The organism is Pseudomonas sp. GV071, assembly GCF_003050835.1.
In the GTDB taxonomy this organism is placed as follows: domain Bacteria; phylum Pseudomonadota; class Gammaproteobacteria; order Pseudomonadales; family Pseudomonadaceae; genus Aquipseudomonas.
This window is the reverse complement of record NZ_QAOJ01000003.1, coordinates 274,338-286,836: the sequence shown is the minus strand read 5'-3', so window position 1 is coordinate 286,836 and position 12,499 is coordinate 274,338. Positions and strand designations below refer to the sequence as shown.

Annotated in this window: 8 protein-coding genes and 2 pseudogenes; 5 read left to right on the top strand and 5 right to left on the bottom strand. The window is 61.2% G+C overall.

Annotated elements, in window-relative coordinates:
• The first annotated feature begins 174 nt into the window (after positions 1-174).
• Together purU and C8K61_RS26815 are read left to right on the top strand one after the other, a co-directional pair.
• A complete protein-coding gene (gene purU, locus C8K61_RS07870) occupies positions 175-1,026 on the top strand; it encodes a formyltetrahydrofolate deformylase (RefSeq protein ID WP_108095669.1) in 852 nt (283 codons plus the stop codon).
• A 71-nt stretch (positions 1,027-1,097) separates the two neighbouring features.
• A complete protein-coding gene (locus tag C8K61_RS26815; protein WP_178086433.1) occupies positions 1,098-1,271 on the top strand; it encodes a hypothetical protein in 174 nt (57 codons plus the stop codon).
• Positions 1,272-1,275: 4 nt separating this feature from the next.
• On the opposite strand, the gene C8K61_RS07865 is transcribed toward C8K61_RS26815, so the two are convergent.
• Together C8K61_RS07865 and C8K61_RS07860 are read right to left on the bottom strand one after the other, a co-directional pair.
• Positions 1,276-2,196 (bottom strand): LysR family transcriptional regulator, encoded by a 921-nt coding sequence (locus tag C8K61_RS07865; protein WP_108095668.1) that lies wholly within the window; start codon positions 2,194-2,196, stop codon positions 1,276-1,278.
• Positions 2,197-2,403: 207 nt separating this feature from the next.
• A complete protein-coding gene (locus C8K61_RS07860) occupies positions 2,404-4,281 on the bottom strand; it encodes a methyl-accepting chemotaxis protein (RefSeq protein ID WP_108095666.1) in 1,878 nt (625 codons plus the stop codon).
• Positions 4,282-4,410: 129 nt separating this feature from the next.
• Here C8K61_RS07860 and C8K61_RS07855 point away from each other — a divergent pair, with 129 nt between their 5' ends.
• On the top strand, positions 4,411-5,898 hold the full coding sequence (locus C8K61_RS07855; RefSeq protein ID WP_108095664.1) for a helicase HerA-like domain-containing protein: 1,488 nt from the start codon (positions 4,411-4,413) through the stop codon (positions 5,896-5,898).
• A gap of 107 nt (positions 5,899-6,005) precedes the next feature.
• Here the strand turns inward: C8K61_RS07855 and C8K61_RS07850 are convergent, their stop codons facing one another.
• The 3 genes and pseudogenes from C8K61_RS07850 to C8K61_RS27190 all read right to left on the bottom strand — a co-directional run.
• Complete coding sequence (locus C8K61_RS07850; RefSeq protein WP_108095663.1) at positions 6,006-6,227, bottom strand: hypothetical protein; 222 nt, start codon at positions 6,225-6,227, stop codon at positions 6,006-6,008.
• A gap of 466 nt (positions 6,228-6,693) precedes the next feature.
• Positions 6,694-7,128 (bottom strand): annotated as a pseudogene (locus tag C8K61_RS27195) (methyl-accepting chemotaxis protein); the annotation flags it as partial.
• A gap of 120 nt (positions 7,129-7,248) precedes the next feature.
• A pseudogene (locus C8K61_RS27190) lies at positions 7,249-7,920 on the bottom strand (PAS domain-containing protein); the annotation flags it as partial.
• A gap of 413 nt (positions 7,921-8,333) precedes the next feature.
• Between C8K61_RS27190 and pqqF the strand changes: the two are divergent.
• Both pqqF and C8K61_RS07835 read left to right on the top strand, forming a co-directional pair.
• Positions 8,334-10,913, top strand: coding sequence for a pyrroloquinoline quinone biosynthesis protein PqqF (pqqF, locus tag C8K61_RS07840; RefSeq protein ID WP_108095659.1), 2,580 nt, complete (start codon positions 8,334-8,336; stop codon positions 10,911-10,913).
• A 241-nt stretch (positions 10,914-11,154) separates the two neighbouring features.
• A complete protein-coding gene (locus C8K61_RS07835) occupies positions 11,155-12,327 on the top strand; it encodes a porin (protein WP_108095657.1) in 1,173 nt (390 codons plus the stop codon).
• Positions 12,328-12,499 lie beyond the last annotated feature (172 nt).

The following is a 12,499-nucleotide window of genomic DNA, read 5'->3' as shown; positions in this document are numbered from 1 at the left end:
CGGGCGACGAATAATTAAATGTTTGCACCGCTAACCACGCTTATCACCATAACCAAAGCCCTGCACTAAGCAGGGGCATGTCGGGCGTTGCTGCCGGGCGAGCCACGCGCAGGGCTGAAGTTTTCTCGCGCTGTCGCTAGAATGGCGGCCTTTGTGAGTTTCTGGAGTTCCCGCATGCGCACTTTTCGCTTGGTAATCGCCTGCCCCGACGGCGTCGGTATCGTTGCCAAGGTCAGTAACTTTCTGGCGACTTATAACGGTTGGATCACCGAAGCGAGCCACCATTCGGATAACCAGAATGGCTGGTTCTTCATGCGCCACGAAATTCGCGCCGACTCCCTGCCATTCGATATCGACGGTTTCCGCCAGGCGTTCGCGCCGATTGCCAAGCAATTCTCGATGGAATGGCGGATCACCGACTCCGAGCAGAAAAAACGCGTGGTGCTGATGGCCAGCCGCGAGTCCCACTGCCTGGCGGACTTGCTGCACCGCTGGCACAGCGACGAACTGGATTGCGAGATTCCGTGCGTGATCTCCAACCACAACGACCTGCGCAGCATGGTCGAGTGGCATGGCATTCCGTTCCACCATGTACCGGTGAACCCGCAGGACAAAGAACCGGCCTTCGCCGAAGTCACCCGCCTGGTGCGTGAAGTGGGTGCGGACGTGGTGGTGCTGGCGCGCTACATGCAGATTCTGCCCCCCGATCTGTGCCAGGAGTTCGCCCAGCGGGTGATCAACATCCACCACAGCTTCCTGCCGTCCTTTATTGGCGCCAAGCCCTACCATCAGGCTTCGTTGCGCGGTGTGAAACTGATCGGCGCGACCTCGCACTACGTCACCGAAGAACTGGATGCCGGCCCGATCATCGAGCAGGACGTGGTGCGCATCAGTCACCGCGACAGCATCGAAGAGCTGGTGCGCCTGGGTAAGGACGTGGAAAAAATGGTGCTGGCGCGCGGCTTGCGCTATCACTTGGAAGACCGTGTGCTGGTGCACAACAACAAGACCGTGGTGTTCGACTGATCACCGCACCGTAGGGCGAATATCCCCGCAGGGGATATCCGCCATAACGTCCGTCAGGCGAGGTAAGCGTTATGAGTGACGACCCACTGGACCGCGCTACATCGACCCCGCCACCGACCCTGGGCGAAGGCTGCTTAAGCCGCTACGACCCCGAGGCGATGGACGAAGAAACCGGCACCGAATTCGAAGAGGCCGCCAAGCTCTGGGATGAACTCCATCCCGAAGCCGAAAAGCCGGCCCCTTAATTTCTCAATACGCCATACCCTGGCGATCACTCATGCACGCCTCCAGTCGCGAGCGCAGCCAGCGCTCGGCCGGGTCGGTGTCCATGATGCTCAGCCAGACCATGGCCAGGTCCAGGGTTGGGGTTGGGAAGGGCATCGGTTCGACAAACAGCTGTCCCGACGCGGCCATGGCATTGGCCGCATAGTCCGGCAGGCTGGCGAGCAGATCAGTGCCGGCCAGCAGCGCCGGCAAGGCGCTGAACTGTGGCACCGACAACACCACCTGGCGCTTGCGGCCGATATCGTTCAGCCACTCATCCACCACCCCACTGACATTGGCCGTGTGCGACACCAGCACGTGCGGGCGGCCGCAGTATTCATCCAGGGTCAACGGTCGGTCGCAGGCATCGGCGCGTAACAGCCTCGGGTGGATATGGCGCAGCAGCTTGCGTTTGGCATTGGCCGGCAGACCGCGGGTCTGGCTGATGCCGACGGTGATGTCGCCACTGGCCAGCAGGTCTGGGATTCTCCAGTAATCTACGTGCTGAACAACGAACACCACATTGGGCGCCTCCTTGCGCAGGGTATGCAGCAAGGGCGGTAGCAGGCCGAACTCGACGTCATCGGAGAGGCCGATGCGAAAGGTCATGCTGCTGGTGGCGGGGTCGAAGTCGTGGGTCAGGCTGAGGGCCACCGACATCGCATCGAGAGCCGGTGACAGGTGCTGAATCAGCTCCTCGGCACGCGCGGTCGGCTCCATGCGTCGGCCCACGCGAATGAATAGCGGGTCATTGAACATCGCCCGCAAACGATTGAGCGCCGCGCTGATGGTGGGTTGGCCGAGGAACAGTTTTTCTGCCGCGCGGGTGACATTGCGCTCGAGCATCAAGGTCTCGAACACCACCATCAGGTTGATATCGGCCTTGCGCAGTTCATTGCGGTTCATCGAAGTCGGTCCCAACCAGAAAAAACGTGCGGCGTAGGTTGGGTTGAGCCAAAGGCGAAGCCCAACGATACGGAGATACGCGTATCACCACCGGTGCCAAACAGGACTCCTTGGTGCGTCTAGGTCGTTCTGTTTGGATGCGGTGGCGGGGCGTATGGCAGGGTATCGTTGGGCTTCGCTGCGCTCAACCCAATCTACGCCAATCATTCAGATTCTGAAGCTGTCGACCAACTGCTTCAAGCGCGTGGCCTGTTGCTCCAGATCACCACACGCCCGCAACGTCGCCTGCAGGTTCTCCACTCCTTCCTGGTTGAGCATGTTGATTTCGTTGATGTCCATGTTCAGCGATTCGACCACCGAGGTCTGTTCTTCAGTGGCGGTGGCGACCGATTGGTTCATGCCGTCGATTTCGCCAATCCGTTCGGTCACGCTGCCCAGGCGTTCGCCGGCGCGGTTGGCGATTTCCACGCTTTCCTCGCTGTAGCGCTGGCTCTCGGTCATGGTGGTCACCGACTCACGGGAGCCCACTTGCAGCTCCTCGATCATCTTCTGAATTTCCTGCGCCGATTCCTGGGTGCGGTGGGCAAGGTTGCGCACCTCATCCGCCACCACGGCGAAACCACGCCCGGCTTCACCGGCGCGCGCAGCCTCGATGGCGGCGTTGAGGGCCAACAGGTTGGTCTGCTGGGAAATGCTTTTGATCACTTCGAGAATCTGGCCGATGTCCACGGTCTTGCCGTTGAGGGTCTCGATGTTGCCGCACGAGGTGCGGATCTTGTCGGAGAGCTCGTTCATCGCGTGGATGGTTTTTTCCACCACCTGACGGCCATCTTCGGCCAGCACTTTGGCGTCGGAAGCCTGGGTCGACGCATCGGCGGCGTTGCGGGCGATTTCCTGCGCGGCGGCGCCCAGCTCGTTGATCGCCGCCGCCACGCTGTTGGTGCGGTTGGCCTGCTCATCGGAGTTGACCATCGACGAGTTGGAGGCATTCACCACCAGCTTGGCCACTTCGTTGACCTGAGTGGTGGCCGACGACACTTCGCGAATCGTGCCGTGAATCCGTTCGACGAACTGGTTGAAGGAAGAAGCCAGGTCACCGAACTCATCGTTGGACTGCACCGCCAGGCGTTTGGTCAGGTCACCTTCACCCTGGGCGATATCGCGCATGGCCTTGGCCATTACGTGCAAGGGCTGCATCAGCACGCGAATCAGCATGCCCAGCAGGAACAGAATGCCGATCACCGCGACCACCGTGACAACAATCGCCGAGGTGCGGAACTTGGTGAGCATGGCGTAGGCCTTGCCCTTGTCCACCGACAGGCCGACGTACCACTTCACCGAAGGCAGGCCATTGACCGGAGCGAAGGTGAGGATGCGGTCTTCGCCATTCAACTCGTTTTCACTGATGGCGCTGCTGATGCTCGGCGTGTTGTTGGGGTACAGGTCCTTGAGATTTTTCATCACCAGGTCTTTGTTCGGGTGCACCAGGATCTTGCCATCGGCACTCACCAGGAAGGCGTAACCCATGCCGCCGAAGTCCAGGGAATTGATGATCTTCACCAGCGCGTTGAGGCTCAGGTCGCCGCCGACCACGCCTGCTGTTTGCGCCGGGGTGGCGATGGTGATGATCAGCGCGCCGGTGGCGGCGTCCACATAGGGTTCTGTGAGGGTGGTGGTGCCGGCGGTCATGGCGTCTTTGTACCAAGGCCGGGTGCGCGGGTCGTAGCCGGCTGGCATCTCGCTGGTGGGGCGCATGATAAAGCTGCCATCGGCGCTGCCCAGATAGGTGAAATCGAAGGTCGAGGTTTGTGCTTTCTGTTCCAGCAGCTTGGCCACCGCATCGGCCTGGCTATTGCCGGCAATCGATTGTGCGGTGCTTTCCACCAGCACGATGCGCCCGGACAACCAGTTCTGAATGTTGCTTGCAGTGACCTCTCCCATCTCCTGCAAGTAGCTATTCAAGTCGTCTTTGATGGCATTGCGTTGCAAGTAATCGTTGTACAAGGTGAACAGCGCGAAGGCGGCGATCACCACCAGTGAAGCCGCAAGCAAAATCTTGTGGCTGAACTTCAGGTTATTGGTCATGGCTTCTTGCGTCCGGTTGGCACTGGCGCCAGTCTTGGCTGGCTAGCAGGCGGTGTGTCGATCGACTCGGCTCCGTGTCTTTCGTTGTGTCGGCCACACTGCATTAAAGCTTTAAAACAGGAGAGTGAAATGCCAGGGCATAACGAATTTTTTCTCGGCGCCGATCCGGCCGGGCAACCGGTGGCCCAGGCGCTGCGTCTGGCCAACCGCCACGGCTTGATCGCCGGCGCCACCGGCACGGGTAAAACCGTGACCCTGCAGCACCTGATGGAAGCCTTCAGCGACGCTGGCGTGGCGGTGTTCGCCGCCGACATCAAGGGTGACCTCTGCGGCATCGGCGCTGCCGGCGCACCGCAAGGTAAGGTCGCCGAACGCATCGCCAGCATGCCCTGGCTCAACCATAAACCGCAGGCCTACCCGGTGACCCTGTGGGATGTACAAGGTGTCAGCGGCCATCCGCTGCGCACCACCTTGAGCGAGATGGGCCCGCTACTACTGAGCAACCTGCTGGAGCTGACCGACAGCCAACAGGCCGCGCTGTACGCCACGTTTCAGGTGGCTGACCGCGAGGGCCTGTTGCTGCTCGACCTGAAAGACCTCAAGGCCATGCTCAACCACCTCAAAGAGCGCCCGGAGTTGCTCGGCGCCGACAGCGCACTGTTCACCAGCAGCTCCAGCCAGGCCCTGTTGCGGCGTTTGGCGACGCTGGAACAACAGGGTGCCGACGCCTTGTTCGGCGAACCGGCCCTGCAACTGGAAGACATCCTTCACCCCGACGCCGATGGCCGCGGGCGCATTCACCTGCTCGATGCCAGCCGCCTGGTACACGAAGCGCCGAAGGTCTACGCGACGTTCCTGTTGTGGTTGTTGGCTGAGTTGTTCGAACAGTTGCCTGAGCGTGGCGATGCTGACAAACCGGTGCTGGCGTTGTTCTTCGACGAAGCCCATCTGCTGTTTGCCGATACCCCCAAGGCGCTGCAGGAGCGCCTCGAACAAGTGGTGCGGCTGATTCGCTCCAAGGGTGTGGGCGTGTACTTCGTCACCCAGTCGCCCGGCGACTTGCCGGACGATGTGCTGGCGCAACTGGGCCTGCGCATTCAGCACGGTTTGCGCGCCTTTACCGCCAAGGAACAGAAATCCCTGCGGGCAGTGGCCGATGGCTTTCGCAGCAATCCGGCGTTCGACACCTTGAGCGTGCTGACCGAACTGGGCATTGGTGAGGCGTTGGTCAGCACCCTGGAAGAGAAGGGCACCCCGGCCATGGTGCAACGGGTGGCAATTGCCCCGCCGCAGTCACGCATCGGGCCGTTGAACGACAGCGAACGCGCGGCCTTGATTCGCCAATCGCCACAGGCCGGGCGTTATGACAAAGCCGTGGACCGCGAGTCGGCCTACGAACGTCTCACCACTCGCGCAGCCGCCAGCAGCGAAGCCCAAGACGCACCGCCCGTGGCAGCCGGCAAAGCCGGTGGTGGGTTTGTCGACATGGCCGGAGAGCTGTTGGGCAGCGCGGCGGGCCAGGCGTTGAAAAGCGCAGCACGGCAAGCGGCCAATCAGATTGGTCGCGAATTGGTGCGGGGTTTGCTGGGTTCGTTGCTGGGCAAGAAACGCCGCTGAAAATCTATGGATGCATGTAGGGCGGATATCGCTTCAGCGATATCCGCCGCCGCTTTCCAAGCCACGCGTAACGTGCAGGGCGCTAAATACCGCAAGCGGTATTCGCCCTACAGATCGGTGTCTTTCGCGGAGTCCACTCGGGCTTGGCGTTCTTTTTCGATTTTTTCCAACTCTCTCTCGAATGCTTGATCGAGGAAATTGGAGCGTTTGCGCCATGGCTTGCGTTCCGGGTCCGGCTGGGCGGCGTAGGTCACAACTTCCCCGCCATAAACTTCCTTGTAACGCTGCGCCTGGCGCTCAAGTTCGGCGCGCAGTTCGTCTTTGGTCACGTAGTTTCTCTGGTCCTGGTGAACCGGCCGCCCGCAGTGCGTGTTCGCAGCGCTGGATTAGCGGCCGGAAGAAGGAGCGTAGGCCCCATTCGATTTGGCTGTTGAATGTTTTTTTAAAAAAACTAATTAAATCAATTGGTTGCTTGGTTTGATCGAGTTAATTAGGGCGCCGACGTTATTACGTCGTGCTGTGGATTATAGCCAAGCGAAATGAAAAATCTATCCACAATAATTCGGTGATTATTTCAAGCGAGTACGTATTTTATTCAATACCGTAGTTGGCACCGTAGGCGTGTATGCCGCGCCAGCCGGTCTGGCAACTTCGCATCGCATAGGTTCGCCGGGCAAGCGGTCGCTGCCAAAGCAATAATTAAGTCAGTCCAATAACGGTTTACCTGCGGTTATTCGGCTTGTGCATTTAATAATTCGAACCTCAGCTTCTCGTTCTAACTAAATAGTTAATGCATCACGCCTTCAACTGATTGGCAAACTGCCCAATCGCATCCACCACCTTCTGCGCGCCGTCCTGAATTTCAACGATAACCGCGCCCGCCTCATTGGCCAGTCCCAACCCCTGTTCAGCCTGCTGCCGGCTACTGGACATGCTGTCTACCGCCGTCTGTGCCAACTGCTGGTTCTTCTGCACCACTTCGACGATTTCTTCCGCTGCCTGGCTGGTTCGCCCGGCCAGCAGGCGCACCTCGTCGGCCACCACGGCAAAGCCGCGGCCCTGTTCACCGGCACGTGCGGCTTCGATCGCGGCGTTGAGCGCCAGCAGGTTGGTTTGCCCGGCGATGCCGCTGATGGTTTTGATGATCGAGCTGATCAGTTGCGACTGTTTATCCAGCGCTTCGATGCCTTGGGCGGCGTCCTGCACCTGCAGGCTGATCTGGCGCATCACATCCACCGTCTGCTGGACCACGGTGGCGCCTTTCTGCGCGCTGAGGTCGGTTTGCTGCGAGGTGCTGTAGGCAATGTTGGCGGCTTCGGCGACGGCAATTTCCTGGTTGACCTGGTCAGAAATCACCGTGGCGAATTTCACCACTTTATACAGGCGGTCATGGGCGTCATGCACCGGGTTGTAGGAAGCCTCCAACCACACTGGCCGGCCAAAGGCGTCGACGCGTTTGAAGCGCCCGGCGACGAATTCGCCGCGGTTGAGCTTGGCCCAAAACTCCTTGTAGCCCGGGCTGTTCACTTCCTGTGGTTCGCAGAACTGTGAGTGGTGTTTGCCCTTGATCTGATCGAGCTTGTAGCCCATGGCGCCGAGGAAACGGTCGTTGGCGTTTAGCACTTCGCCCTTGAGGTTGAATTCGATTACCGCGGTCGAGCGCAGCAGCGCGTTGATGATGCCCTCGTGTTCTTTCGAGGCCTCGATGGTACGGGTCAGGTCGTTGGCGAACAGCGAGAAGCTGGTCAACTTCGCCTTGCTGTCGCGCATCGGTTGCCAGATCAGGCGTAGCCAGGCTTCTTCGCCATTGCCGCGCAACAGGCGAAAGGCCCCGCGCAGGTGGTCGCCCTGTTGCAGAGAGTGCTTGATACGGCGGTAGTTTTCTTCTTGGCGAAAGCTGTTGGGAAAAAACTCATCTAACGGGCGGCCGATGAGTTGTTCCGGACGGTAGAGCATCTCGCGCAGAAAGTTCTCATTGGCGAAGGTGATTTTGCCGGCGGTATCGACCTCCAGCACCAGCATTTCTTCGTAGAGCGATTCCTTCACCTGGCGGGTACGAGCGACTTCTTCTTCGAGAACGGCCAGTCGTTGTTTGAGCTGTGAATTGAACATGCTTGCTTACCCGCCTTTTAAGAAGTGCATTCCATTTGCTTGATACGTCGGCACGCAGAAATGTTCCTGAAGCGTAGAAGAGAAATAAACGCCGAGCGGGCGGATGCTACAAATTGTTTCGGCGCAACCCGCCTAAAAAACCGCCTTGAGCCAAGGCCTTATCGCCAAATTGCGCGGCGGTGCGTCTCGCTTGCCGCCGCTATCTGCTTTTATACGCAAGGGCCTGCCTGTTTTGCTCACCGCTTGCCTTACTGCGAAAGACGCATTGCGTTGCGCCGAGCAAAGCCAGACCCTACCGAGACTGCCGTAGGTTATCCCCAGCCATGTTGACTCACGACCGTACCGCGCCGCTTGCTGCACAACCGGAGCCCCAGGTGGCCGAGCCGGTGCTGCTGCATTTGGCCAACGGCTTACCGGTACATTTGCTGCACCTGCCCGACGCCCAGCGCGCGTCGGCGTTTATTCGGGTGGCGGCGGGCAGCCACGATGCGCCGCTGCAATACCCTGGGTTGGCGCACTTCCTCGAGCATTTGCTGTTTCTCGGCAGCCGCGATTTCACTGCTCAGGATGGCCTGCTGGCCTATGTGCGCGCCTGCGCCGGTGAGGTCAATGCCAGCACTCGCGAGCGCCATACCGAGTACTTTTTCGAAGTGCCGGCGAACAAGCTGGGTGATGGTCTGGCGCGCTTGTGCGACATGCTCGCGCGGCCGCTGTTCGACGTCGCCGCGCAGTTGCGCGAGCGGGAGGTGCTGCAGGCCGAGTTCGTCGCTCGTGGCCAGGACCGCAACACCCTCTGCGATACCGCCATCGGCCAGGCCTTGGCCTACGGTCATCCGTTTTCTGCTTTCCATGCCGGCAATCGCGACAGCCTGAAAGTCGAGCACGCGGCTTTTCAGGTGGCCCTGGAAGACTTCCATCAGCGCTTCTACCAGGCCGGGCAGATGCACTTGGTGCTGGCCGGCCCGCAGTCGCTCACTGAACTGCGCCAGTTGGCGCAGCAGCACGGTGCCCTCCTGCGCGCTGCGCCATCCTTGTTGCAAAGCGCCGCGCCAGCGTTGTTGCCGCTGCGCTGCAACGCCTTGCGTTTGCAGGTGCCTGCCGGCCTTCCGCAACTGACCCTGTGCTTCGCCCTGCAAGGCTTGCCGAGTGGTTATCCACAAGCAGTGGACTTTCTCGACACCTGGCTCAGCCACGAAGTTGAAGACGGCCTGCTCGATACCCTGCGCTCCCGCGGCTGGTGCGACGCCCTGCAGCTGCGGCGGGTTTACCACTACGGCGAGCAGGCGCTGCTGGCCATCGACATTCAGCTCAGCGAATCCGCCAACGCGCTCAACCGCGCCTCCATCCGTGCGGCCCTGTTCGACTGGCTGAGCTTTTTCAGCGACCAGGATGATTGGTTGCCCTGGCGCCAGGAATACACCCGCATGGCCACCTTGCGCCTGCGCAGTGGCTCGCCGCTGCAGCTGGCGCGTTACTGGAGCGAACCGCAGGCGTTCGCGGGGCCATGGGGCAGCGAGCAGCTGTGGGCGCTGCGCAAACTGCTCAGCCAACTGCAGCCGGCCAACCTGCTGGAGCTGACCAGCAGCACCGAACCGGTCGAGGCACAGCGTCAACTCGGCTTCACCCTCAATCTGTGCGAAGAGCGGCAGCAGGCGGCCGCCATCGAGTACTGGAACTGGCACCTGCCCGGCGACAACCCACTGCTGCAGCCGCCAGCGTTCAGCAACGCATCTGTCATTCCCTTGCAGGCCCCCGGGCTGACCTTTCTGCCAGGGCCGACGGTGCCAGGGCAGGACGATGTCGCTGCGTTCTACCTGCAATGGCGGTTTAACGAGGCGCCTTCCGACGGCTTGTTCGAAGTGCTGCAGGTGGCGTTGCGTGCCAGCCTGCAACTGGCCAGCCAGGCCGGTGTGCAGGTGCGTTTCGAACAGCAGAACAGCCACTGGCAGCTCCTCCTAAATGGGCGAGCCACGGTGTTTGCGCCGTTGCTCGCCGACCTCGCCAAGGTGCTGGTTCACCCGCCCAACCTGGCCTGGGGCCAAGGCATGCGCCGTTACCGTGAGCAGGCTGCACGGGCGAGTAACGAGCCCCTGGTGCGCCAGCTCTGGCAACGTATACCGGAGATGTTCGAGCAGCCGCACAGCGACGGCTATAAGTTACTGCCCACTCCCAACGCACTGGCACAGTGCTGGGCCAATGCGCGGCATCAGGCCGTGGCAGTGGGCATTGCCGAGTCTCAGCGCGGCACCGTGCACGCGCACGTGGCGATGCTGCCTGGGCAGAGTCAGGCGTTGCAGTGGGCGCCGCCGCAACCGCAATCCGGTTGGCATTGGCGTGAGGTCGTGGCTGATGGCAGCGGTGGTGAGGCCGTGCTGGTGCTGTTCTGCCCTCTGCCTGATCGCGAGGCGCGCACCGAGTTGGCCTGGCGGCTGCTGGCGCAGTGGTTGGAGAGCCCGTTCTTTCAACGCCTGCGCAGCGAATTGCAGCTGGGCTACGCGGTGTTCTGTGGCTTCCGGCAGATCGCCGGGCTGCCCGGCGTGCTGTTTGCCGTGCAGTCGCCGAGCGTCAGCGTGGCGGAGATCAGCACCCACATCGAGGCCTTTCTACAGACCCAGGGCGAGCGCCTGGCACAGCTCGACGCTGCGCAGTTGCACCTGCTGACGGCCAACCTGATGGACCAACTGCAGGCGCAAACCCACAGCGTCGTGGGGCTGGCCGATCAGGCCTGGCTGGCTCAGCAACGGGGTTTGCCGCCGGATTGGAATGCGCAGTTGCTGGCGCAGCTGGCGACGGTGCAAGCGGCGGATATCCAGCACGCCCATCAGCACCTGCTGAACGCCTTAGGTGGCTGTTACGCCATGGCCAACGCGCCAAGCCCGGACGCTCACTGGCAGCACCGCTAAGCCGAGCGTTTCCCCCTCCAAAGTCCTACTCCCGAGTGCATCGGGGCTCGCTACATTGGTCGCCCAACCAAAGCTGCTCCGCCTCAAGCCCACCCGACCCACGCCCTAAATAGCGCGCCACCGCACCTCGGCCAAAGCACCGTTAAACCCCCGCCAAAGCCCGATAGGGCGGGCCTTTGGCACTTTCCATAATCGCCCCGCCACGACTGCATCCTCAGTCGCCTACACAGCGGAGCACGCCATGCGCCACAACAAAAACAACATCGCCACTCGCCCACTTCTGTCTCTGGCCCTGGCCGTGGGCATCGCCCAGCCGGCCTTCGCCGAGATCATGCTGTATGACAAGAACGACACCACCTTTGCTGCCGACGGCTATATCAACGCCTTCTACGTCAACAGCGACATCGACCGCCCCGGCGACCAGTACGACCGCAACCAGGCGCGGGTAAAAATGGGTTTTCTGCCCAACTGGATTGGCTTCAACATGACCAAGCAGGTCGACGACCTCAAGCTCGGCGCACGTTCGTCGTTCTGGGTCACCATCAACGACAGTGAAACCGAGGGCACCGACACCGCCATCGACGTCCGCCAGTTCTACGGCACCGTCGACGGTGAGTGGGGCCAGGTGCTGATCGGCAAAGACTTCGGCCTGTTCGCCCGCTCCAACATCCTCCTCGACGAACTGCTCGGTGGTTACGGCCAGGTCAGCGATACCCTCGGCCTGGTGGATGGCGGCGGGGTGTCGTTCGGCAACATCGGCAGCGGCTACCCGTACCCGTTCCCCACCTCGCAGATCACCTACCGCACCCCTGTGATGGACGGCCTGCGCGTCGCCGCCGGGATCATGGACCCGGTCGACACCAACGACGACAGCGCCACCGGCAAGGCCTACCAGGACAACCCGCGCTTCGAAAGTGAGGTGAGTTACGAGTTCGACCTGGGCGGCTCGAAGATCTATTCGTGGATCAACGGCGCCTACCAGACCTCCGAGAACACCGACGACACCGTCAGCGACGTCACCTCCAAAGGCCTGGGATACGGCGTGCAAGCCAAGATCGCCGACTTCACCGTGGTCGGCTCCGGTTTCACCGCCAAGGGCATCAACCCGTTCTTCACCAACAACCTCGGCGAAGCCTCGCTGAGCAACATGGACAGCAGCGGCTACCTGCTGCAGGGTTCTTATCGCTTTGGCAAAAACCGCATCGCCCTGTCGTACGGCAAAACCGAAGACGACGGCAACGGCCTGGGCATCAAAGCCGACTACGAAACCCGCGCCATCGCCTACACCCGCGACATCAACGCCAACCTGCGGCTGATTGCCGAGTACAACCAGTTCGAGATTGATGGCAAGGAAGGGGTGGGCAATCTTGAGGACACCGACACCCTGGCTTTGGGTATGTCCCTGACCTGGTAACTGCTCTTGTAGGGTGTGCTATGCGCACCATTGCGATTGCCCGTCGTACGCAACGGTGCGCGTAGCACACCCTACAAAAGCTCACCGGGCATCGTGTTTGGCGCAACGGCCTCCCTCCGTTGCGCCTTTTTTGTGAGCGCCGTACCTCCTGCTACTTTCGGATAAGCCCGCC

Bases quoted from the DNA above. Each gene is read 5' to 3' on its own strand.
- purU (WP_108095669.1), top strand. From the start codon at position 175: ATGCGCACTTTTCGCTTGGTAATCGCCTGCCCCGACGGCGTCGGTATC.
- C8K61_RS26815 (WP_178086433.1), top strand. From the start codon at position 1,098: ATGAGTGACGACCCACTGGACCGCGCTACATCGACCCCGCCACCGACC.
- C8K61_RS07865 (WP_108095668.1), bottom strand. From the start codon at position 2,196: ATGAACCGCAATGAACTGCGCAAGGCCGATATCAACCTGATGGTGGTG.
- C8K61_RS07860 (WP_108095666.1), bottom strand. From the start codon at position 4,281: ATGACCAATAACCTGAAGTTCAGCCACAAGATTTTGCTTGCGGCTTCA.
- C8K61_RS07855 (WP_108095664.1), top strand. From the start codon at position 4,411: ATGCCAGGGCATAACGAATTTTTTCTCGGCGCCGATCCGGCCGGGCAA.
- pqqF (WP_108095659.1), top strand. From the start codon at position 8,334: ATGTTGACTCACGACCGTACCGCGCCGCTTGCTGCACAACCGGAGCCC.
- C8K61_RS07835 (WP_108095657.1), top strand. From the start codon at position 11,155: ATGCGCCACAACAAAAACAACATCGCCACTCGCCCACTTCTGTCTCTG.